General features: G+C 69.7%; 14 protein-coding genes. 7 read left to right on the forward strand and 7 right to left on the reverse strand.

Going from position 1 to position 22,433, the window contains the following annotated elements; all coding sequences use genetic code 11:
• Positions 1 to 63 precede the first annotated feature (63 nt).
• Positions 64 to 480, forward strand: a complete 417-nt coding sequence (locus WMF27_RS39530) for a thiol-disulfide oxidoreductase DCC family protein (protein WP_012240487.1) — start codon at positions 64 to 66, stop codon at positions 478 to 480.
• A gap of 287 nt (positions 481 to 767) precedes the next feature.
• On the opposite strand, the gene WMF27_RS39535 is transcribed toward WMF27_RS39530, so the two are convergent.
• Positions 768 to 2,276 (reverse strand): FAD-dependent oxidoreductase, encoded by a 1,509-nt coding sequence (locus WMF27_RS39535; protein WP_437763725.1) that lies wholly within the window; start codon positions 2,274 to 2,276, stop codon positions 768 to 770.
• Positions 2,277 to 2,363: 87 nt separating this feature from the next.
• Here WMF27_RS39535 and WMF27_RS39540 point away from each other — a divergent pair, with 87 nt between their 5' ends.
• On the forward strand, positions 2,364 to 3,008 hold the full coding sequence (locus tag WMF27_RS39540) for a TetR/AcrR family transcriptional regulator (protein WP_437763724.1): 645 nt from the start codon (positions 2,364 to 2,366) through the stop codon (positions 3,006 to 3,008).
• Between the two features lie 87 nt (positions 3,009 to 3,095).
• On the opposite strand, the gene WMF27_RS39545 is transcribed toward WMF27_RS39540, so the two are convergent.
• The 5 genes from WMF27_RS39545 to metG all read right to left on the reverse strand — a co-directional run bounded on the left by WMF27_RS39545 (position 3,096) and on the right by metG (position 14,887).
• Positions 3,096 to 5,327 carry a hypothetical protein gene (locus WMF27_RS39545; RefSeq protein WP_437763723.1) on the reverse strand — a complete coding sequence of 744 codons (2,232 nt, stop codon included), beginning with the start codon at positions 5,325 to 5,327 and terminating at the stop codon, positions 3,096 to 3,098.
• Between the two features lie 38 nt (positions 5,328 to 5,365).
• Positions 5,366 to 6,235, reverse strand: a complete 870-nt coding sequence (locus WMF27_RS39550) for a hypothetical protein (RefSeq protein ID WP_437763722.1) — start codon at positions 6,233 to 6,235, stop codon at positions 5,366 to 5,368.
• Between the two features lie 456 nt (positions 6,236 to 6,691).
• Positions 6,692 to 8,773: a hypothetical protein gene (locus WMF27_RS39555; RefSeq protein WP_437943440.1), complete on the reverse strand. Its 2,082-nt coding sequence runs from the start codon at positions 8,771 to 8,773 to the stop codon at positions 6,692 to 6,694.
• Positions 8,770 to 12,666, reverse strand: coding sequence for an RHS repeat-associated core domain-containing protein (locus WMF27_RS39560; RefSeq protein ID WP_437763720.1), 3,897 nt, complete (start codon positions 12,664 to 12,666; stop codon positions 8,770 to 8,772). The genes WMF27_RS39555 and WMF27_RS39560 overlap by 4 nt, the downstream gene beginning before the upstream one ends.
• A 133-nt stretch (positions 12,667 to 12,799) precedes the next feature.
• Positions 12,800 to 14,887 carry a methionine--tRNA ligase gene (gene metG / locus WMF27_RS39565; protein WP_437763719.1) on the reverse strand — a complete coding sequence of 696 codons (2,088 nt, stop codon included), beginning with the start codon at positions 14,885 to 14,887 and terminating at the stop codon, positions 12,800 to 12,802.
• A 182-nt stretch (positions 14,888 to 15,069) separates the two neighbouring features.
• Here metG and WMF27_RS39570 point away from each other — a divergent pair, with 182 nt between their 5' ends.
• The 3 genes from WMF27_RS39570 to WMF27_RS39580 all read left to right on the forward strand — a co-directional run bounded on the left by WMF27_RS39570 (position 15,070) and on the right by WMF27_RS39580 (position 18,122).
• Positions 15,070 to 15,678 (forward strand): Dps family protein, encoded by a 609-nt coding sequence (locus tag WMF27_RS39570; protein ID WP_437763718.1) that lies wholly within the window; start codon positions 15,070 to 15,072, stop codon positions 15,676 to 15,678.
• Positions 15,679 to 15,832: 154 nt separating this feature from the next.
• A complete protein-coding gene (locus WMF27_RS39575; protein ID WP_437763717.1) occupies positions 15,833 to 17,122 on the forward strand; it encodes a phytoene desaturase family protein in 1,290 nt (429 codons plus the stop codon).
• Between the two features lie 19 nt (positions 17,123 to 17,141).
• Positions 17,142 to 18,122: a sigma-70 family RNA polymerase sigma factor gene (locus WMF27_RS39580; RefSeq protein ID WP_437763716.1), complete on the forward strand. Its 981-nt coding sequence runs from the start codon at positions 17,142 to 17,144 to the stop codon at positions 18,120 to 18,122.
• Positions 18,123 to 18,287: 165 nt separating this feature from the next.
• Here the strand turns inward: WMF27_RS39580 and WMF27_RS39585 are convergent, their stop codons facing one another.
• Positions 18,288 to 18,620: a polyhydroxyalkanoic acid system family protein gene (locus tag WMF27_RS39585; RefSeq protein WP_437763715.1), complete on the reverse strand. Its 333-nt coding sequence runs from the start codon at positions 18,618 to 18,620 to the stop codon at positions 18,288 to 18,290.
• A gap of 399 nt (positions 18,621 to 19,019) precedes the next feature.
• Between WMF27_RS39585 and rseP the strand changes: the two genes are divergently transcribed.
• Positions 19,020 to 20,690 (forward strand): RIP metalloprotease RseP, encoded by a 1,671-nt coding sequence (gene rseP, locus WMF27_RS39590; protein WP_437763714.1) that lies wholly within the window; start codon positions 19,020 to 19,022, stop codon positions 20,688 to 20,690.
• Entirely contained in the window at positions 20,683 to 22,176 is a 1,494-nt protein-coding gene (locus WMF27_RS39595; RefSeq protein WP_437763713.1) for an RsmB/NOP family class I SAM-dependent RNA methyltransferase, read from the forward strand. Before rseP ends, WMF27_RS39595 begins: the two co-directional genes overlap by 8 nt.
• The last annotated feature ends 257 nt before the right edge of the window (positions 22,177 to 22,433 follow it).

Below are 22,433 nucleotides of genomic sequence, written 5' to 3' on the forward strand. Positions count from 1 at the left end.
TGGCGCCTCGCGCTGGCGGCGCGGCCAGGCGCCCTGGCCTCCGCGCTGCGAGGAGAACAGGCCATGATCGAGCGAATCACCGTGCTGTATGACGCCGAGTGCGCGCTGTGCGCGCGGTGCCGCCACTGGATGGAGCACCAGACGGCGCTTGTCGAGATGGAGTTCCTGCCCGCCGGCTCACCCGAGGCGGCGGAGCGGTACGGGGCCGTGCCGTGGCTCGGCGAGGAGCTCGTCGTGATCAGCGATCGCGGCGAGGTCTGGGCCGGCCCCGCGGCCTTCATCGTGGCGCTCTGGGCGCTCGAGGGGTACCGCGAGTGGTCTTACCGGCTGAGCGGCGACACGCTCTCGAAGATGGCAGAGCGCTTCTTCCACGCGCTGTCGGGCAACAGGAAGTGGCTCGCGGGCTGGTTCGGCCACCCGTCCTGCGCGAGCGGCTCCTGCCGGCTGCCGGGAGCGCCGGCGGCAGGACCTTATCGGTGAAGAGAAGCAGTTCCGCCCGCCAGAGGTCCGGCCAGGGTCCGGAGAGAGATTTCAACGCAAAGACGCAAAGACGCAAAGACGCAAAGACGCAAAAAAAAGAACAGATTCTTATGTATTTTTGCGTCTTTGCGCTCTTGGCGTCTTTGCGTCAAATTCTCCCTTCATTTGCGAGACAGATCCCTGCGGGACGATTCCGCGGGAGCGATCCGTCGAATCCTCCGGGATTTCAGGAGAGCATGACGACGGATCGCACCCCCGCGCCCGCCACAGACCCGCCGTCGCAACGCTCAGCTGAATGCGGCGAGATGGTCCGAGACGGCCGAGGCGTCGCCGGCGTCGGAGATCAGCGCGACGTAGCCGTCGGGGCGGATGAGCACGAGGGTGCGCTCCGTCGCGCCGTAGGCGCGGGCGAGATGGCCAGCGGTGTCGGCGACGTCGTCGGGGCCCGCCGGCTGTCCGACGACATGGAGCGTCCTCAGGTCGGAAGCTGAGGCGCCGATCGCAGGCGCGGGCCCGAAGCTCAGCAACGTGAAGCGCCCGCCGCGCGTCAGCTCGAACAGCCGGCGTTCACCTGCCACCGTGGTCAGCTTCGTCGCGTCGGGGGCGCGGTCGCCGGCGCGGAGCAGGGCAGTCTCGTCGCGGTCGTCGCGCGCCAGGGAAGAGCCGCGGTAGTGGATGTCGAGCTGGGTGATGCTCGCATCGCGGCGGAGGGCGACGTCCTTCCGCTCCAGCACCTGCTGGAGGCGTGAGTTCGAGAGCGCGAGCACGCCGGCCGCGATCGGCCGCCGCTCGGCCTCGTAGCTGTCGAGCAATGCAGGCGAGGCGCCCTTCGCGACCGCCGAGAGCTTCCAGCCGAGGTTGTGCGCGTCCTGGATGCCTGTGTTCATCCCCTGGCCGCCGGCGGGCGAGTGGATGTGCGCCGCGTCGCCCGCGAGGAACACGCGACCTTCACGATATCTGTCGACGAGGCGGACGTTCGCGCGCCACACCGACGACCACGTCGGCTCGTGGAGCCGGAGGTCGGTGCGGCCGCTCCGCCGCTCGAGGATCGCCCGCAGGTTCGCAAGGCCGAGCTCGGGGTCCTGTCGCGGCGCGACGACGGCGTGGTATTGAAAGACGTCGGTCGAGGGCAGCGGGCAGAGGCCGACGACGCCCTCCTCGTGCCACCAGATGCGCCAGGCGTCGCGGTCGAGGCCGTCGACGCCGGCGTCGGCGACGATCATCCGCACTTCCTCGCGGGTCTCGCCCTCGAACGCGATGCCGGCCTGCTTGCGGACGATGCTGTGGCCGCCGTCGCAGCCGACCAGCCAGCGTGCGGCGACCGTCTCCGCCTCACCGCCCTTGACGACCACCGCCGACACGCCTTCGTCGGACTGCTCGAAGCTCGCGAACGCAGCTCCGAACTCGACCGCGCCGCCTAGCTCCAGGAGCTGCAGCCGCAGCGCTTCCTCGGTGCGCCACTGGGGCGTGATCAGGCTCGCCGGATAGGGGATGTCGGAGCGACCCTTCAACGCCTCGGGGACGGCGCCGCCCAGCGTCTCCCGGCCGTCGGGAGCCGTGGAGAGGATCGGCATCGCCATCCGGCCGTGGGCGATCACGCGATCGACGATGCCGAGGTCGTCGAAGACCTCGAGCGTGCGCGGCTGGATGCCCTTCCCGCGCGAGCCGGGCCGCGGGCCTGGGGCGGCGTCGATCAGGCGGAAGGACACGCCGCTGCGGGCGAGCTCGCAGGCCAGCGTCAGCCCGGTCGGGCCGGCGCCGACGATCAGCACTGCGCACGCCTCGGGATCCGCCATCGTCAGCCTCCGGTTGAAGAGAGTGATCCATCTCTTATCACCCGCGGCCTTGATAAGAAATGAAAATCTCTCTAAACGATCGGGGCCATGACGACGGGAACAGGGACGCGGGTGCGCCAGAGGCGACGCGGCGCGGAGCTCGAGGCCGATCTGCTCGACGCGACCTGGGAGGAGCTGGTCGGGGTCGGCTTCGCGAACCTGACGATGGAGTCGGTCGCGGCGCGCGCTCGCACGGGGATCGCGGTCCTGTACCGTCGCTGGGCGAACAAGGACGAGCTGGTGCTCGCCGCCATCCAGCACCGCCGGGACGAAAGCCCGGTCGCGGTCCCCGACACCGGCGCCCTGCGCAGCGACCTGCTCGCCCACCTGACGGCCCTGAGCGACGCCCTCGCCGGCTTCTTCGCCATCGCCGCGGCCGCCGCCTTCTCGGGGTTGCTGGCCGGCACCGGCCTGACCCCCTCGCAGGTGCGCGACAAGGTCATGGGCACCCAGAAGCCGCGTGTCCGCGTCCCCTACCAGCGCGCCCACGACCGCGGTGAGATCAACCTCGAGCGCATCCCCTCGGCCGTGCTCGCCCTGCCGTACGACCTCGTGCGGCACGACCTGCTCATGGATCTCAAGCCGCTGAAGCCCGCGCGCATCCAGTCCATCGTGGACGAGCTCTTCCTGCCCCTCGTACAGAGCTTCGGAGCGGGCGATGGCCATGCAGCACGTCGCGTTCGGCGTCGATGACGTGCTGACGGGTCCACGAGAGCGCAGCGGGCCGCCTCCGCGCCGCCGACCCGACGTCCTCCAGCTTCCACGCTCCCTAGGCGCACACTACCGGCCGGCGCCGACAGCGCCGACGAGCTTCAGGAACAGAGCTGCATCCAGGTTGACACCCGCGAAGAACCCGGGCGCCGCCTTCCATTTCCGCTCCACATCGAACTGCCCCGCCGGCACGCGATCGTTCTCCTTATGGCCGCCGGTCAGCTCCGGCACGGTTTGCCAATGGGCCCCGGCAAGCAGGCCGAAGCCGGGTACGAACTCGTAGAAAGCGCCCGGATAGATGTGCTCGAGCGGCTCGACCAGGGAGATGCCGACCCCCACGCCGATCCCCTCGAGCGAGAGGGCCCGGCGCTTCCGGTCAATGTTGGTCCCCCAGGGCCGCCAGGCGATGAACGGGATGGGCGGCGCGATCCCCTGGGTCTTCTCGAACCTCCGGATCACGGGGACCGTCTCTCCCTTCATGGATGTAGAGCGGTACTCGACCTTGGTCGACCAATCGGCGATGAGCGCAAGCCCCACCGAGAATTTGTAGATGGGGAGCGTTTCGATCGAGATCTGCGACGACTGCGTCTGCCCCTCCCCTCGCACCGTGAGTTGCATCCTCGGCGATGCGCAGTGCTTCGCGACGAGCATGCGCACGGCGGTGTTCGCCTGAAGCTGCGCCTGAAGGGTACGGACTTCACGCTCCGCGCTCGCGGCGTTCTGCTCGGCTTGCCTCGCCTTCTGCTCGAAGGCATACCGCTCGGCGAGGATGTCCTTCTGGGCGCTCTCTCGCTGGGCATCCAGTTCCTTCTTGTAGGCGTTCTTCTCGTCCGCCGTGATCTGCCGATCGTTCGCGATTCTATCCTTGATGTCTTTGACCTTGGCCTGCTCGTCCTTCAGCGCGTCGCTCACATCTTGATCACGGCTGAGACGCTCGAGCTGTTGAGCGAGCGCAGTGGCCTCCTCCTCGGGACCGGCCCTTCCATCCGTCGGAGTCGAGAGCGACGCTGCCCTGGACGCCAGCTCCGCCGCGCGCTCCTGGTTCTTCTTCGCCTCGGCCTTCTGCTCGCTGACCACCTCTCTTGCCTGCGCGATCTTCTCCGGCGCGTCGGCGCTTTGCGCCCCGCGTCCCAGCGCCTCAGTCCCTCGCGCGAGCGCGCCGTTGACGGCGACGACGTTGCCGACGACGCGGGCCTGGTCGGCGTTGCCGCAGGTCGTCAGCGCGAGCTCCTGAATGGGCTTCCCGTTCCGGGGGACCACCACGATGACGACCTCGTCGTCCTCATCGATGCGCTCCATGGCGAACGGCGAAGCGCCCGTCTCGTCGAAGAACAAGATGGCAAAATTACGCTCCGGACAATAGATGTTCTGTGGCGCATCCGTCTTGCTCTTATCGATGCAACCGTCAATCCACCCCTTCGTAATCCTCTTTCTTACCTGTGCATACGCGCTCTGCAGCGCCTGATGATAGTCGTACGAGCCGGCCACAAGCGTGGCCCGGATTTCTTCGCCCGCGTCGAGCTCGAAGGCTAACCTCGTGAACGCCCCGGCGCTGGTCGTCGAGAAATCGAGCTGGGTCTTGTAACCGGCATTCACGCCCGCGAGCATCGGAACATCGAAACACGTGGCGCCATTGCCCTTCTCCTTCTCGCACTTGGCCGGAAAGGCCTGCTCGCCCTCGATGAACACATCGAGCCCCTGGGGCGGCGCGTTGTAGACCGCGACCGCATAGCGCGCGACCGCATAGGGCGCGTTCGCCAACTGCTTCGTGAAGGCCGCCGGGTGAACGAGGCGCAGCGAGCCGTCGGGCGCGTAGTCGAGCTCGAGCGCGACGGTCCACGTCGGTTCGCTGATGTCGATCTTACCGGATGCGCTCGAGCGCGTAAGCGTGAGCGCTGCCTGGGGATCGTCGTCGCGAGAGGAGAACCAGAGGGTCGACGGCCTGCTCGTGAGCCGAGGCACGTCTAGCGCGAGCTTGAAGCACTCGCGTGCGTCCACGTCGGACGGGTCCGTAGCGTCCTTACTCTTCGCCGCCTCGGGGCAGTCCTGCTGCGCGAGGGGCTCGCGGTTCATGAGCAGACCATCGCCCTGACGGTTGGGGCAATCCCGCCGGACGTAGTAGTTCTCGACGTCGCTCGCCAGCGTCGCGCCCTTCGCGGCAACGAGCTGACCTGTCTTCGCGTCGCACGAAAGATCCAAGATTGCGTAGGTCGAGTTTTCCGCGTCGGCACTGGGTGTGGCCAACAATAGGCTTCCGCACGCAGCGATTGAAACAAGAGCTATCCCAAACACTCGCTTCATGATGTTCACCGTCCCTCGGTGTTCGCTCCGCTCACCGGCTAGTTCCCGCCACCGCCCGCCTGGCCACCACCACCACCACCATCCCTGGCTCCCCCGCCATCTCCGGCTCCCCCGCCATCTCCGCCTCCCTCGCCGTCGCCACCGCTCCCGTCATCGCCGCCACCGCCACCAGCGCCGGCGCCGCCCTCGCCGCCGGCGCTCCCCTGAATGCCCCCCTCACCACCTCCGCCCTGGTCGCCGTCGTCAGCGCCATCACGCCCGCAGATGCGCTCTATTTCCTGGCGACCTACCGCGATCGGCCGCAGGTTGAAGCCCTCGCAATCGCCGGGCTTGCCCTCGTGCGAATACGCCGTGGCGTAGATCGAGACGAGGTCTTCCCCCTTGGGCAAATCGATCAGGAACGCGAAATCGCGCGTGCCGGCAGCGTCGTTGACGAGGAGCGCCGCGCTCGGGATCACGAGGTCTGCCCCGCCCGCCCCGCCGCCTTCGCCTCCGGGGCCGCTGCTCCCACCATCGCCCGGGTCGCCCGCCGCTCCGGCATCGCCGCCTCCACCGCCCGCCCCACCGCCACCTCCGCCGCCCGCCCCGCCGGCGTCGTTGCTCGGCGCGTGGCAGAACGTCGGCCCCGGGAGCATGTCCACCGTCGCGCCGTCGACCCTCAAATAAATGACGACGGGCCTCAAAGGAGCCTCGCCGAGATCGGGCTGGCGCAGCTCCAGGAGCACGTAGACGCGCCGCGCCGCCTCGGACGAGCACGTCACTTCCGGGAGGATCCGGAGCGTCGGTCGCTCCCTCGGCCTCGGAGACTCGCCGTCGGTGCACGAGGAGAGCGACAAGGCGCTCGTGAGTAAACAAAGGAGCCCGATAGCTCCCGCCCGGAGCTGTCGGCTCGCGCGCAGCATCGCCATGTTCACCTCATGAATACAAAATAGCTGGCCACCCGGCAGGGCGCGCGCAACGCAATGCCGCTGCGCCGCTCCGACCGACCGCCGATTCGTCGCGACGAGCCTGTCAGCCCTTCGTCAATCCCGTCCTTGCCGAGGCGAGATTTGGGTTCAGTGTGCCCACGGTACACGCATCGTGCGCGCCTTTCAAGCCTGATGGTGAGCCGCCGTTCATCGGTCGCGTCACGCGCGACGCTGGATCGAGCACCGCGCACATCGCCGGGGTCCACACGTCGTCTCGTCCGGCGATTGCAGCAGGAGCGGCAGGGGAAGCTGCGAGGCTCGGGCGCCGCTATGACTGGACGGGCCGGCGTTCCGGCATTCCGGGGTCCGCTGTCGTGTTGGTGCCCGATACCGCAGCGCTCGACGAGCGCATGCGCCATCGACCGGAGTTTCTGGGGGGATTTGTGAAACGCGGAGCTACGGGAGCCACTGGCCCACCTCGGCGATGGCACGGGCGACCCCCACGATCGCCGCCGTCCCGCCCAGCCGTTGCAAGAGCGGAGAGAGCTCGGTGAGGCTGCCGTACCCCACCAGCATTCGAGGGAGCTCGTCCGTCCAGTCGTTGCCGAGCGTGTTGCAGATGACGCTGGCTGCATCGGTAAGGGCCATCCAGGGCGCGCAAGCCGAAAGGACACGCAGCGCCTCCCGATCGCCATGGGCCCAGTATGCGGACATGACCTCTCGTACGGCCCTCTCGCGCATTTCCTCGGGGAGATCGGGCAAGATGCCTGCGAAGCTGACCATCCGCGATTCCCCTTCTCGGCTCTCCGCGAGGCGCCAAGCTTCGTCGGGCGAGAGGTCCGTGGGGCGAATCACCATGTCCCTCGACAGGTACTCGTCGACCTCGTCGTACGTCGCGCCCGCGCGGATCCGACGGGTGCGTTCGGGATTCGCCGCGCTCTGGTCCGTTGCCACGTGAGGGATCGGTCGGGGAAGGATCTCGTCAAGACCTGCGCATGCATCCGTTGCCCATCCCTGAATCAGCTGCCGTTCCGATCCTGTCAACACGGAGGCGAGCGTCACCAGAGCCTCGGCGCGCTCGCGCACGGCGCCCGTCAGCTTCTTCAGATCGACGGTTGGTTCTACATAAGGCTCCGTGCGATAGTCTTCTTCTTCGCGACTTCCCTCTTTCGCGAACAGAGCTCCTTCGGCCAAGGCGCACCGAACAACGGCGCAGAGCAGCGTTGACCGTTCTTGCTCGGCCAATCCAGCGCGCTCTGGACGGCAGAGTTCGATGAGTGCGTCCTCCGCAACGTAGCGGGCGCGACGAGCGTCGGTGGTGAAGCCGACCAGGCCTCCGGGACGGCTCATCCAGATCCGGAGCCACTCGGGCGACACAAGTTTCATCAAATCGGATACAGAGGCCGAGCGCCGCTTCATGTGAGCGCCCAGGTATTCCACGAGATAGGATGGCCACGCGTCGGGTGCGAGCTCTCCGCACGTAAGCGCAGCCAGCCCCTTCCGTATGAGAGCGTCTTCCGCGGATGCGACCTTGCCCGCTTCCATCGTCCAGTGCGCACGGGTCGCGTCATCGCGGAAGGAATATCTTCCATCGTCGCTCAACTGGACAAGCCTATGAACCGAAGGCGGCCCGTTCTCGAAAGCGTCAAGCTCGGTCGCGTCCAAACCCACTGCCGAGACGAGATCATCGTTCGACACGGGAGCGAGCACCGTCCCAAGCGCATCGAAGAAGCGGACCAACGAGGGTTCCAGGTCGCCAGCTTTTTCAACGGTTCGCCGCGCCTGCGTCGTTCCTTCCGAAGAGTCGCTCTCGCCGGCAAGCAAGAAATGGCTCGTCTGCTCTGGAGACCAGGCGAGGCGTTCATGCAAACCTGGACCGCGCGCGGAAGAACTCTCCGGGCTGGTTGATACAATGATGTGTGCCCCATCGTAGGCTTCGCCCAAGAAGGGCGTTCGCCTATGCGGCCATCCATCCGCTGCCCGTTCGATCCCGTCCACGATCACGAGCAACTGGGGACACTCCTCGTTGGGAACCGAGGAGACCCAGTCGACACCCCGCAGTGCCATTCGGATTGACAACATCAGCTCCTCGGGGCTCCGCGGTCGACTGAAGACCGCCGTTGTTGAGCTCCGAAATAGGCCGAAGAACAATTTCAGCATGTCGCGTTCGACCGCGGTTCCAAAGCATGGGCTTACCGGCACGAAGATCACCTCGGCGGCCTTGCGCTCCACGATCGATAGAGCCCATCGCGCCAGGAGGGCCGTACGTGCCCCGGGATCCGCGCTCACCACCAGGGCGCAGGCGGGCCCGCTGGCAAGCCATTCGTCAAGCTGTGTGAACAACGGGAGGATCTCCGGCGGAGTCGGCCGAACGAGAACCTCTTCGGCGATGGTCCGCCAGAATGTGGCAAGCCCGCGATGTGATCGCGCATAACCTCCCTCCGGGCCGCGCAAGGATTGGAGAGCATCCCGCTTCGCGGCGAGCTCCCGACCGCCAGTCGAGTCGTCGATCCGCTCTGCGCAACTACGTGTGTTCATCGCGAACCCTGAAAAATCTTCGCGGTTGCAGGATTGTAGGTCGACTCGCCGTTCCAAGGAGCGGTTTTCCCTGGTCTGGTCGGAGGGTGTCCTTGGACGGAGGTGTGTGGGATCCCCATCTCTTTCAGCATCGCCTTGCAGGCGGGGCAGGGATTGGCTGCCACGCGCGGTCCACGCTTGTAGCTATCCGCGTTGCCTTCGTACGTCTCCAACGTGTAGCCTTCCTCCTGGAAGAGCTTGGCAATGTCCGCCTTCGTGGCGCCAGGGCCTAGACGGTGCGCCAGGTTGGTGAGCGCCGATCGTTCGGCGCAGGGCTTGACCCCAGGGACGGCGCTGTGCGGCGCCGGAAGGGGCCGACCCGTATTTTGATTGTGGCCATCAGCGACGATGTTGCCCGCCCTGTCCTTGATGATCGAGTACATCAGCCCCTCGACGTCGACCGCCGAGGTGGGGCAGTTGGCCGCGTAGGCGAAGACGTTCAGGCCGCCCTCGATCCCCAAGGGATCGGCGCTGATGTACCGGCCGAGCTCGGGATCGTAATAGCGATACCTGTTGTACGAGAGCCCGGTCTCCTCGTCCGCGTATTGCCCCCGGAAGCGCAGCGGCGTGCTCGTCTGTGCGCCTTCCACCGCCGTCGCCGATCCCCACGGGTCGCGCGCGAGCTCGCAGCCGATCTGCCCGTCAGGTCCGACGAGCATCTCGGGCGCACCGGAGTCGTCGGTCAGATAATGCCACCACGCCGACACGGTGCGCGCCCCGCCCTCGGCGCGGGCTTCTCGGTGCGCGACGGGGACGGTCCTGTCGTGCTCGAACACGTACGTTCGCTCGTCCACGATGGGGTCGCCTCCGGCGTCGGTCTTGCGGCGGATCTCGTGGACGAGCGCCCCTCCATCCCAGACGAAGCGCGTCGCCTCGACCAGCCGCTCGGAGCCGTCCGCCGCGCGGTCCAGGAGCCGCTTCGCAACGCGCCTGCCGAACGGATCGTACTCGAACGCGACGACCTCGCCATCGGAGCGTTCGACCCTCGCCAGCATGCCTGACGCCGACCAGAGATAACGCGTGACCTCCTCCTCGCCTGCCGTGGAGCGCGTGCGCTTCGTGATGAGACGGCCGTCGTCATCCCACGTGTAGTCGGTATTTCCAGCACGCTGGATCCGACCGCCGACCGCGTACGAGCGCGGCGGAGCTCCGGGCGTGGCGTCGTGCAGGTTGCCCGCAAGATCGTACCGGAACGAGGCCACCTCGCGCCCATCACGGAGCACCCCGGCGAGCTGGCCGACTGGATCGTAGCCGTACTGCGTTACCCCACCGCGAGCGCTCCAGTGCTCCTGGAGAAGGCCCGTCGGCGTATAACGACGCCACTCGGCGTGCACCGTCCCCGGCGGCAGGCGCCCGACCCAGTCGGGCAGCATGGAGAGATCACCGCCCCTCACGCCGGAGGTGCTCGAGGCGATCCGCCGCTCGGAGAGCCGCCCGAACGCATCGTACGCCATGTCAATCCGCGCTCCGCCCTTGAGCGAGCGCGTCAGCTCACGCCCCCAAGCGTCGCGCATCGACACAGCCTCGGCCTGGCCGTCGAGCAACAGCGCGACTTGATGCCGCGCGAAGTCATAGGACCACTGCGCCGTATGCCCGAGCGAGGTGCGGCGTGCGGCGACCTCCCCGGTGTTCCGATAATCGGTGTGCACCGTGACAGGAGCTCCCGCGATGTCCTGCGTCTCGGCGACGATCCATCCCTTCTCGTTTCTGTTAAACGCGAAGCAACCCGCGGCATTCTCGGCGAAGACGATCTCGCCCCGCCCGTTGTACTCGAACGATTCCTGGGTTCCATCGTCGAAGATCCGCGCGATGATCTGGCCCGCGAGATCGCGCTTGTTCTCCGTGCGTTGTCCCAGCCCGTTCTTGGACCACACCACCCTGCCCATCGCGTCGTGGCCGTACCGCAGGACGCGGCCGTCGAACGTGCGCTCGGCGACGACGAGCCCGGCGAGGTTCCGCTCGTAGCTGTGCACCTCACCGCGGCCGTTCATGACGCGCATGAGCCACCCTTCGCGGTTGTACTTCAGCTCGGTCACTTCGCCGTTTGGCCTCTCGACACGGACGGGTTTGTGGAGTCCTCCATAGGTGATTCGCGTCGTTTGACCATCGGGTTCGGTGATGCTGATGAGGTTGCCCGCTCCGTCGTACTCGTAGCGCTCGACCGACCCGTCCGGCGAGATCACGGACAGGACGCGTCCCCCCGTGGAGTACGTGAACGCCGTCCGCCCGCCCCGCGCGTCCCAGAGCTCGACGCACCGGCCCCACGCATCGTAGCGCGCTCGTGTTTGCGCTCCGGCCTGGTCGATATGCTCGATAACGTTGCCCTGCATGTCGCGGCGGAAGACGATCGTCCTGCCGTCGGGCCAGCGAACCTCGATGGGCAGACCTCGCGCATCGAAGCGCGCCGAGCAGACGGCGCCGATCGGATCGGTCCAGAACAGGCTGTCGCCCGCGCGATCGACGCGGGTCGTCTCCCCGTCCGGCCCGGTGACGGCGGTGATCTCTCCCGATGCGTCGCGCTCGATCACGGTGCGCCGGCCGAGCGGGTCCACCACCTCCGTCTCGCGCCCCATGACATCGCGCTTCCAGGTCGTCCGCGCCCCGAGCGGATCGGTGAACGAGGCAAGAAAGCCCCGCCGGTCGTAGGTGCGGCCGAAGACGCCAAGCGGCGTCACCGCCTTCTCGACCAGCCCGTGCGCGTTGCCGAAGTACCGATGGAGCGCCACCGAGTCGACGGCCTCGGAGTAGCCGTCTCCTGAGTACTCGAGCTTCGTATGAAGGATCCCCTTGGCCCGCGTGACATGATCGGCGAGCATCTCGGGGACGTCGTCCATCAGGCTCGGATCCGCCTTGCCGGGGTATTCACCCCAGGTCTCGATGCACCGGCCTTGGGCGTCGTATCGGAAGGAGAACATGAGGCCCGTCGGGCCCGTGACGGACGTCAACCGATGGCTCGGGTCGTATTCGTAACGCGTCACGTACCCGTCTGCGTCCTCTGCCTCGATGAGCCTGCCTCCTTCGTCGTACGCGTAGCGGGCAAACGCGACCCACCTCCCCTGAGCGACGGTGTTCTTCGCCTCGAAGGCGGCGATGCGGCGGTCCCGCCCGCGCAGCACGCGGACGATACGCCCGGCGGCGTCCGTCACCTCGGCGAGGACGCCACGATCGTAGGTGAGGACAATCCGGTTCTGGGCTCGGTCGCCGATGACCGTCGGCAGGTAGCGCTCGCCCTCGTCGGAGATGACGTGCTCGCCGAAGAACAGGTACTGCCCATCCACGAGATCGAGCCGGAACCCGTTGCCTTCGCGGTGAACGATCCAGCCGTGGGGGCCGATGACCCCCGTCCCTGGCAGCACCTTGCCGAGGTCGTGCTCGACGCCGTCGAACGAGAGAATGTGCAACGAGCCGCGGCGCTGGAGGAGCTGCCAGGCGAGCGAGTGGGTCCACCCGAACCCGAGGCCGACATCGCGGTCGCGCGCGCTGCTCGAATACGTGCGCTCGATGACGAGCGGCAGAGGGCCGGGAAAGCAGACATCGACGGCGGGTACCGTGAAGACGCGTCCGGTCACCACATCGACAGGATCGCCGCGCGACATCTTGCCGCTCGAGCCGGAGCCATGGTGGTTCGGGCAGCCGCCGCCGTCCGTCGAGCCGGTGCCGCATGAGCCGGCGCCCTTGCCGCCGCCGCCCGCGCCGTCGCCCCCGTTGCTGCCGCTGCCGCCCTGGCCGTCGCCCGCGCCATTGCCTCCACGACCGCCGGAGCCACCACCACCGCCGCCGCCCCCCATCACGAAGACGCCAGGGTTCATGCCAGGGATGGCAGGGATGTTCGGGACCGGGGCGGTACGGGCCATGCGCCGAGGATACGTTGGCGAGCCGATATCCGGGCGACGATCGACACCCGCTCGTTATCCGGCGGCTCTCACATCGGCAGGGCCGTCCTCGCGGGCGGCACGCGACCGCCGGCGAGGACCTCCGTGAGCTCCCTCAGTGCACCCGCATCCCCGGCTTCGCCCCCGAGTCCGGCGACAGGAGATGCACCGTCTCGTCCCCCGCGGCGAGCACCATTCCCTCGCTGAGGCCGAACTTCATCTTCCGCGGCGCCAGGTTGGCACACACGATGACGAGCCGCCCGACGAGATCTTCCGGCTTGTAATACGCCTTGATCCCGGCGAACACCGTCCTCCGCGCCTCGCCGCCGAGCGAGACGGTCAGCTTGAGCAGCTTCTTCGCCTCGGGCACGTGCTCCGCCGCGACGATGCGCGCGACGCGCAGGTCGACCTTGCTGAAATCGTCGATCGTGCACTCCGGCGCGAGCGGCTCCTTGGCGAGCGCCGCGCCGTCGTCCTCCGCGGCCGCCCCCGCCGCGTGGTCCGCGACCGCTGGCGCGCCCGCCGCAGCAGCCGGCGCCCCCGCCGCGCCGCCCGGCGCCGCCGCCTCCTCGGCAGGGCGGCCCTCCGCGATCATCTTCTCCACTGCACCCGGCTCGACCCGCTTCATGAGGTGCTCATACGCGGCCACAGGCGTGCCCACAAGCGGCGTCTTCGCGAGCGCCCACCGGTCCATGGGGCACCCGAGCAGCCGCGCGACGTCGTCGGCCAGCTTCGGGAGCACCGGCGCCAGGTAGAGCACGATCTGCCGGAACAGGTTGAGCGCCACGGTGCAGACGGCCTGCAGCTCCGCCTTCTTCTCCGGCTGCTTCGCCAGCGCCCACGGCTGCATCCGGTCGACATACTCGTTCGCCCGGTCCGCCAGCGCCACGATGCTCCTCGTCGCCCGCGCATAGTCGAACGCCGCGTACGCCGCCCCGATCGCGTCGCCCTCCGCGGCCGCCGCCGCGAACAGCCCCCCGTCCTCGGGGTAAACCGCCGACAGCCCCGTCTGCGCCACGAAGCGCGACGACCGGCTCGCCAGGTTCACGACCTTGTTCACGAGCTCGGCGTTCACCTTGTTCACGAGCTCTTCCAGGTTCAGATCGATGTCGTCGACCTTCGAGCTCAGCTTGCTCGCGTAATAATAACGGAGGTACGCCGGGTCGAGGTGCTTCAGGTACGTCGAGGCCAGCACGAACGTGCCCTTGCTCTTCGACATCTTCTCTCCGTTCACGGTGAGAAACCCGTGCACCTGCACGCGCGACGGCAGCGAGAACCTCGCGCTCTTCAGCATCGCCGGCCAGAAGAGCGTGTGGAAATACACGATGTCCTTCCCGATGACGTGGACGATCTCCGTCTCCTCGGATCGCCACCAGTCGTCGAACGCCTCGCCTTCCCGGTCGCACCACTCCTTGCTCGCGGCCATGTACCCTATCGGCGCGTCGAACCAGACATACCAGTAGTTCCCCGGCGCGTCGGGGATCTCGAACCCGAAGTACGGCGCGGGGCGCGACACGTCCCAGTCGCGGAGCGGCTCCGACAGGAAGTGGCCCGCGAGGTAGTTCGCGATCTCCTTCGGCATCCGCCCCTCGCTCTGCGTCCAGGTCGACAGGAACGGCCGCTCCGGCTCGATCGCCACCATGAGGTGCTGCGCGCTCCGCACCTCGGGCCGCGCGCCCGTGAGCGCGCTCCTCGGCTCGACCAGATCGGTCGCGGCGTAGGTCGAGCCGCACCGGTCGCAGCTATCGCCGTACTGGTCCGGCGCCGCGCACTTCGGGCAGGTGCCCTTGACGAAGCGATCCGCCAGGAACATGCCCTCCTGCGGATCGAAGAGCTGCGTGACCTCCTTCGTGGTCACCCTGCCGCGCTCGCGCAGCGACGCCCAGATCTCCTCGCACAGCGCGCGGTTCGCGGGGGAGTTCGTGCTGCCGTAGTGGTCGAACCGGATCTGGAACGCCGCGAAATCGCGCTGGTGCGCCGCGCTCATGTCCGCGATGACGTCGGCCTCGCTCCGCCCCTCTTGCCGAGCGCGGATCATGATGGCCGTGCCGTGGGTGTCGTCGGCGCACAGGGATATGCACCTCCGCCCGGTCATCCGCCAATAACGGGCAAAGATGTCGGTCTGGGTGTACTCGACGAGGTGGCCGATGTGGATGTGCCCGTTGGCGTAGGGCAGCGCGCTGGTGAGCAGGAGCCGTTTCATGCTGCGCTGGACTTTGCACGAAATCCCGGCCGGATGCGAGCGGCCGATGCGGCGCGGCGCGCGCTATCCAGCGGACGCGCGCGGAAAGCTGCCCCGCGCGGACACGATACCGGACGTGCGGCCGTGGACGGAGCCGGCCGCAGCCCTAGATACGCAGTGAACCAGTCGACGAGGAGGGGATCATGTCATCGAAGCACCAGCAACAACGTGGCAAGGATGGACAGACGCGAATCCACGAGGCCCAGCCGCTACTCCGGCAACGAAGCCCCGAGATCCAGCCTTTCGGGACGCTCGTGGAGTATCAGCTGGCGCTGAGCGTGAAGACGCGCAGCGCGAGCGTCAGCGCGTTGAATCAGATCCTGGCGGACACGCTCGTCCTGCGCGACATGTACAAGAAGCACCACTGGCAGGTGTCCGGACCGACCTTTTACCAGCTCCACCTCCTCTTCGATAAGCACTTCAACGAGCAGAACACGCTCATCGATCTGCTCGGCGAGCGGGTGCAGACGCTGGGCGGCATCGCGGTGGCCATGGCGCACGACGTCGTGGAGATGACGAGGGTCGAGCGGCCGGCCCGCGGCCGCGAGCAGGTGCCGGTGCAGATCTCGCGCCTGCTCGACGCCCACGAGGTGGTCCTCGCGGACACGCACGAGGCGTTGAAGGCGACGGCGACGGGTGACGACGCCGGCACCGCCGACCTGCTCATGGGCGAAGTCCTCCGCGTGAACGAGATGCACGTGTGGTTCCTCTCGGAGCACCTCGTCGAGACGCCCCTCGTCCGCGCCACCTGAGCGACCCGCGACGCCGCGCCTGCCAGCGGCGCGCAGGGGCGCTCCGCCGTCGCCCTTCCCCTCGCCCTGGCGGAGACCGCTCCGAGAATTCGACGGGGCGCGCGTAACCTTTCCGGCGCCCCGATCGTGGTACCGCCAGGAAAGGGATCATGGGATGCGCACTACAAAAGACGTGGTGGTGATCGGCGGCGGGCTCGCGGGCCTGGCCGCGGCGGCGTACCTGGGCCGGGCGGGCCGGTCGGTCGCCCTCGTCGAGAAGGCGCACGCGCCGGGCGGCCGCGCCTCCACGCAGGAGAGCCACGGCTTCTCGCTGAACCTCGGCGCCCACGCGCTCTACCGCGGGGGCGCGGCGCACGAGGTGCTCCGCGAGCTCGGCGTCCGGTTCACCGGCGCGGCGCCGTCCCAGTCGGGCGCGCTCGCGCTCGACCGCGGCGCCCTCCACACCTTGCCGTCCGGCGCCCTGTCGCTCCTCACGACAGGCCTCTTCCCCCTCGCCGCGAAGATCGAGATGGGGCGCGTCCTTGGCAGCCTCGCCGCGGCGAACCCCGCGCCGCTCGCGGCGGTCCCTGTCTCGGCCTGGCTCCGCGACGCCTTCCGGACGCCCGAGGCGCGCCGCTTCGTCGGCGCGCTCGTCCGGCTGTCGACCTACTGCGCCGACGACGATCGCCAGAGCGCCGGCGCGGCGCTCGCGCAGGTGCAGCTCGCCCTGAGCCACGGCGTGCTCTACCTCGACGGCGGCTGGAGGACCCTCGTCGCCGGCCTGCGCGACGCCGCCGTCGCGGCCGGCGTGGAGATCCTCACCGGCGCGCGCGCGGCGCAGATCGCGGCCGAGGGCGGCGCCGTCTCCGCCGTGGAGCTCGCGAACGGCGACCGCCTCGGCGCCGGCGCCGTGCTCGTCGCCGCGAGCCCGCGCGCCGCGGCCGCCCTCGCGCCCGCCAGCGCGGCGCTCGCCGCGCACGCCGAGCGCGCCCTCCCGGTCCGCGCCGCGTGCCTCGACGTCGCCCTGTCGAGGCTCCCTCGCCCGCGCCCGGGCTTCGTGCTCGGCATCGACCGCCCGCTCTACCTGTCGGTCCACACCGACGCCGCGCGCCTCGCGCCCGCGGGCGGCGCCGTGATCCACACCGCCCAGTACAGCCCCGAGCTCGCCGGCCGCGACCCCGAGCGCGAGCTCGAGGATCTGCTCGAGCGCGCGCAGCCCGGCTACCGCGGCGCGATCGTCGAGCGCCGCTTCCTGCCCTCGCTCGTCGTCTCCAATGCCGTGGTCACGGCGGAGGGCGGCGGCCCCGCGGGGCGCCCCGGCGCCCGCGTCCCGGATCTCGACGGGCTCTTCCTCGCGGGCGACTGGGTCGGGCCGACGGGCATGCTCGCCGACGCGAGCCTCGCCAGCGCGCGGGACGCCGCGCGGGCCATCCTCTCGCGCCGCGCGCTCGACCGCGCGGCGTGACGGGGTTACCCGACGCTCCATGAGCAGCTCCACGGCCTCTCCTGCCCCGAGCGCCGGGCTCGCCGCCCCCGGCTTCGTCGCCGCGAGCTACCGCGAGCACGAGCGCTTCCTCTGGGCCCTCTCCTACCGGCTCACCGGCAGCGCCGCGGACGCGGACGACATCGTGCAGGAGACGTTCGTCCGCGCGCTGGAGCGCCCGCCCGCGCGCACCGGAGAGCCCGTCCGCCCCTGGCTCGCGCGCGTCGCGCTCAACCTCGGCCGCGACGCCCTCCGGCGCCGCAAGCGCCTCGCCTACGACGGACCGTGGCTCCCCTCCCCGATCGAGGCGGAGCCCGAGCCCCCGTCGTTCGAGATCCCGGGCAAGGACGGCACCGAGGGCCGCTACGACCTCCTCGAGAGCGCTTCCTTCGCCTTCCTCATCGCGCTCGAGGCGCTGACCCCGCAGCAGCGCGCGGTGCTCCTGCTCCGCGACGTCTTCGACTACTCGGTGCAGGAGACCGCCGCCGCGCTCGACCTGTCGGAGGCCAGCGTGAAGACGACCCACCACCGCGCCCGCCGCGCCCTCGAGCCGTACGAGCGCGACCGCTGCCGCCCCTCACCCGAGCTCGTCGAGCGCTCGGGCGCGGCGCTCGTGCGCTTCCTGCAGACGCTGGCGACGCAGGACGTCGCCGCCATCGAGGCGCTCCTGAGCGAGGGCGTCCGGGTCGTCAACGACGCGAACGGCGAGTTCAAGGCGGCGCGCCGGATCGTCGTCGGCCCGAACCGCGTCGCGCGGTTCTACGTCGGCCTGCTGAGGCTCGACGACCCCGGAGCGCTCCGCCACGAGCTGCGCCTCATCAACGGCCTCCCGGCGGTCGTCATCCAGCGCACGACCACCGTGGAGAAGCTGGCGCCGCGGTTCGTCATGCGCTGCGAGATCGACGCGCGCGGCCTCATCACGGCGATCCACTCCGTGCTGGCCTCGCACAAGCTGACGGCCGTGAAGGCGCTCGCTCCGTGAGCGCGACGACGAGACCGGCAGGTGAGCAGCGAGGAGACAGCCCCCTGCCGGCCGAGCACTGGAGTGAGTCGTGTCGCGGGGCGTACTTCGGCCGGCGAAGTAGATACTGTTGGAGCAACATAGCGCCGGCCGGCGCTCATGTCCATAGTGGAACAGCCCGCTCGCTCAGGTGGCTTTGCCGCCTCCCTGGGCCCGTTCGCGGTGCGCCTCTGCGATGAAGTGACGAACCTCCTTGTCGATGGCGGCGATCGCTACCCCCTTGAAGGGGCGCATCAGGAGAGGCACGTCGAGATCCACGTCCACGGCGCCGGGGCGGAGCTCCATGCTGCCTTTCAGCTTGACGCCCTTCACCGAGAAGCCGAGCTCGGCGCGCCGCGCGTCGCGCCACACGAGGAAAGGCTCGTACTCGGCGTACCGCGCTCGGTACTGCGCGATAGCTCGTTCGGTGGCCAGCTTTGCCTCGCTGTCGCTCAGGTCGTGCTCAATCGTGTGCTTCATGATGGGACCTCGCAGTTCGTATCAGGGCACATCGCGAGAACCGGCCAGGGGATCGCGCGCCGCGAGGCGTCGCTCGCGGGCGCGGCGCCCGGCCGAGTTCCATCGGTGAGATAACACGGATGGGCGGCGCCTGCGGCCCTCTGGCGCTCGTCCGCATCGCGCATCGCGCATGGCGCGCCCGCTCTGTGACATTTCGCCACGCGGCGGCGCTGCGGGTGATTGTGGGCGGCCGGCCGGGGCCGTCACCGTGAAGGCATCGTCACGCCGGAGGGCGCCTCTCCACGGACCGGACGCCGTCCCTGCGCCGGAGGCCGCCCTTCGCGCAGGGGCGCCGCGGCCCTGCGCCCCTCAGTGGCCAGTGGTCACCGAGCCCGGCCTCGCGTAAAGAGAGCCGCCGCCGTGGACCTCCTGTATTTCGCGCTGCTCTGCTCCGTGCTCATCTTCGTGCACGAGCTCGGCCACTTCGTGTGCGCGAAGATCTTCGGCGTGAAGGTCCTCACCTTCTCGATCGGCTTCGGCCCCCGGGTGCTGCGCCTGCGGGGCCGGGAGACGGAGTACTGCGTCGCGCTCCTGCCCCTCGGCGGCTTCGTGAAGATGCTCGAGGAGAACCGGCAGGAGGCCGTGCTCCCCGAGGATCGCAAGCGCACCTTCGAGTCCCAGGCGCTCTGGAAGCGCGTGATCATCGTCATGGCCGGCCCGGCGATGAACGTGCTCTTCCCGGTGCTGCTCTACTTCGCCGTCTTCATCGGGGAGACCCGCTTCGTCCCGCCGACGGTCGGCGTGGTCCTGCCGGGGCACCCGGCCGAGGGCCGGCTGGTCCCGGGCGATCGCATCCTCGAGGTCGACGGCGAGCGCGTCAGCACCTTCGCCGAGCTGCACCGGATCGTGACGAAGAGCCCCAACCAGGAGCTCCGGCTCAAGGTGTTCCGCAACAAGACGCACGTCGAGGTGACGGTCGTCCCGGAGGAGAAGGTCGTCCAGAAGCCGCTCGAGATCGTGGATCGGGTGGGCGAGATCGGCATCCGGCCGAGCCGCCCCGCCGCCGTGGTGGGCGTCTCGCGGCCCGACTCGCCCGCGTTCCGGGCGGGGCTGCGCACCTTCGACGTCGTGACGGAGGTGCGCGGCACGCCCGTGAAGACGTTCGCCGACCTGGAGCTCGCGCTCGAGGAGAGCCGCGGCGCCACGGTGCCGGTCACGTACCTGCGGCCGATCACGGTGCCGCGCGCGCTCGGCGGCCTGGCCGAGCTCGCCGTCTACGAGTCGGGCGTCGCCGCGCTGACGCCGGAGAGCGGCCACGGCGACCTGCTCGCGCGGACCGGCATCGAGCCGGCCGACCTCTACGTCGCCGAGGTCCCCCAGGGCTCGGCCGAGTGGGACGCCGAGCTCCGGCCGGGCGATCGCATCACGGAGGTCGACGGGGTCGAGGTCACCGCCTGGTCGACCTTCGTCGAGCGGCTCTTCGCGGCCCCGGACAGGCCGCACGTCATCACGTGGCAGCGCTCGGGCCAGCGCAAGAGCGGCACCATCGAGCTCCGCCGCGAGGACTGGATCGACGAGTACGGCCAGCACCGCCCGCGCTTCTACCTGCGCGCGTCGAACTGGTCGCCGATGGTGGCCGAGCCGTTCGTCGACAGCCCGTCGGCCTTCCAGTTCGCCCTGGAGAGCGCGGTCGACGAGACGTACGACGTCATCCGGTTCATCGTGGTCGGGATCGTCCGCATCATGGAGGGCAAGGTCAGCATCTCCACGCTGGGCGGCCCCATCACGGTGTACGACGTGATCGGCGAGGAGGGCGCGAAGGGGGTCAGCTACTTCGTCTGGGCGATGGCGGTCATCTCGATCAACCTCGGGCTCATCAACCTGCTGCCCATCCCGGTGCTCGACGGCGGCCACCTCCTGTTCTTCACGTTCGAGGCCGTGCTGCGGCGCCCGCTGCCGCTGCGCGTCCGCGAGATCGCGAGCCTTGTCGGGCTCGTGGTGCTCATCGGCCTGATGGGCATCGCCTTCAAGAACGACGTCGAGCGCCGCTGGGACGTGATCCAGGGGCAATTCAAGGAGCTCGTTGGCTGACCGGGGTCAAGGTGACGGGCGCGACGGGGGCCGCGGCGCGGCGCGCCCGCCGCATCCGGCCGAGAGCGCGCCGCGCGCGGTCGCGGCGCGCGTGCTCGCGCGGGTGTGGGGCTCGGAGGCCTTCGCCTCGGCGGCCCTCGACGCCGAGCTGCGCCGGGCGCCGGCGCTGGACCCGCGGGACATAGGCCTCGCGACGGAGCTCGTCTACGGCGTCCTGCGCGCGCAGGCGGCGCTCGAGGCGCGCATCGCCGAGTTCGCCGCGAAGAGCCGCTGGACGGCCGACCCGCTGGTGCGCGCCCACGTGCTGATGGGGGCGTACTCGCTCTGCTTCCTCGATCGGGTCCCCGCGTTCGCCGCGGTCTCGGAGGCGGTGGACGGCGCCCAGGCGGCCGGCGGGCCGCGGGTCGGCGCGTTCGCGAACGCCGTGCTGCGCCGGCTCGCGGCGGCCGTGGAGTCCGGCGGTCGCCCGCCGCTCACGAGCGCGGTGGTCGCCTCCGCGCCGGGGTGGCTGCGGGGCGCCCTGCGCCGCTCGCTCGGCCGGGCCGCGGCCGAGGCGTTCCTGTCGGCCGGCCCGGTGCCGCCGCCGACCGGCCTCTGCCTCGCCCCTGGCGAGGACCGCGGCGCGTGGCTCGAGGCGCTGCGGGCCGCCGCGCCCACCGCGACCTTCGAGGCGGGGCGCGTCTCGCCGGCCGCGATCGTCGCGCGGGGGGCGGGCGATCTCCGGCGGCTCCCGGGCTTCGGCGCCGCGTGGATCGGCCAGGAAGAGGGGGCGCAGGCGCTCGCGTTCGCGCTCGGCGCGCGGCCCGGCGAGGCGGTGCTCGACGCCTGCTCCGGCCGGGGCAACAAGTCGTGGCTCCTGTCGCGCGCGGTGCTGCCTTCCGGCGCGGTGGACGCGGCGGATCTGTACCCTGCGAAGCTCTCGCAGCTCCGCGCGGCGCTGGGCGCGCCTCCCGCGAGCGCGGAGGGCGAGGGCGAGGGCGCAGGCGCGGAGGCCGGCGATGCGCAGGCCGGCGCGCGCGGCGGGCTCGGGCGGGCCGCGGCCTCCGTGCGCGAGACCTACGCCGTCGACTGGACGGTCGGCGCGGGCGACGTCCCCGAGGGCTACGACCGGGTGCTCGTCGACGCCCCTTGCTCCGGGGTGGGCACGCTGCGGCGGCGCCCGGAGATCGCGCTCCGGCGTGAGGCGGACGATCTCCCGCGCCTGGCCGACCTCCAGGTCGCGATCGCGCGCCGCGCCGCGACCCGCGCCCGGGACGGCGGCCGGCTCGTGTTCGCCGTGTGCAGCGTGCTGCGCGAGGAGTGCGAGGCCGTGGCGGCGCGGCTCGCGGCCCCGGCGGACGACGGCCTCGGCGTCCGGCTGGAGCCGGCGCCGTTCGACGCGGAGCTCGCGCGCGAGCTCGCGGGCGGCGGCGACGCGTTCCGGCTGCTGCCGCACGTGCACGGCACGGACGGGTATTTCGCCGCGATGTTCGTCGTGCGGCGATGACGACGCGCGACGGCGCGTGACGGCGCGCCCGTCCGCCGTCCTTGTACGATGGTAGGCGGATAAGAGCAGCTTGACTTCCGGACGGCGTTTGGACTTCCTAACGACGTTTTGGCGGCAGCTGCCCATCCACGAAGCGCCGCCGCAGCCGTCGGCAGATGTAAGGAGGTGGGGTCATTGGTGCGATAGCCGCAATTCGTCTCCGCGGTGTTTCTTATCGCTAGTCACTCGCTCCGTGACGCCGCACACTCGTACGGTCA

Source organism: Sorangium sp. So ce281, assembly GCF_051527395.1.
GTDB classification, from domain to species: Bacteria; Myxococcota_A; Polyangia; order Polyangiales; family Polyangiaceae; genus Sorangium; species Sorangium cellulosum_B.

Coding starts and splice junctions, on each gene's coding strand:
- WMF27_RS39530 (WP_012240487.1), top strand. CDS start 64: ATGATCGAGCGAATCACCGTGCTGTATGACGCCGAGTGCGCGCTGTGC.
- WMF27_RS39535 (WP_437763725.1), bottom strand. CDS start 2,276: ATGGCGGATCCCGAGGCGTGCGCAGTGCTGATCGTCGGCGCCGGCCCG.
- WMF27_RS39540 (WP_437763724.1), top strand. CDS start 2,364: ATGACGACGGGAACAGGGACGCGGGTGCGCCAGAGGCGACGCGGCGCG.
- WMF27_RS39545 (WP_437763723.1), bottom strand. CDS start 5,327: ATGAAGCGAGTGTTTGGGATAGCTCTTGTTTCAATCGCTGCGTGCGGA.
- WMF27_RS39550 (WP_437763722.1), bottom strand. CDS start 6,235: ATGGCGATGCTGCGCGCGAGCCGACAGCTCCGGGCGGGAGCTATCGGG.
- WMF27_RS39555 (WP_437943440.1), bottom strand. CDS start 8,773: ATGAACACACGTAGTTGCGCAGAGCGGATCGACGACTCGACTGGCGGT.
- WMF27_RS39560 (WP_437763720.1), bottom strand. CDS start 12,666: ATGGCCCGTACCGCCCCGGTCCCGAACATCCCTGCCATCCCTGGCATG.
- metG (WP_437763719.1), bottom strand. CDS start 14,887: ATGAAACGGCTCCTGCTCACCAGCGCGCTGCCCTACGCCAACGGGCAC.
- WMF27_RS39570 (WP_437763718.1), top strand. CDS start 15,070: ATGTCATCGAAGCACCAGCAACAACGTGGCAAGGATGGACAGACGCGA.
- WMF27_RS39575 (WP_437763717.1), top strand. CDS start 15,833: ATGCGCACTACAAAAGACGTGGTGGTGATCGGCGGCGGGCTCGCGGGC.
- WMF27_RS39580 (WP_437763716.1), top strand. CDS start 17,142: ATGAGCAGCTCCACGGCCTCTCCTGCCCCGAGCGCCGGGCTCGCCGCC.
- WMF27_RS39585 (WP_437763715.1), bottom strand. CDS start 18,620: ATGAAGCACACGATTGAGCACGACCTGAGCGACAGCGAGGCAAAGCTG.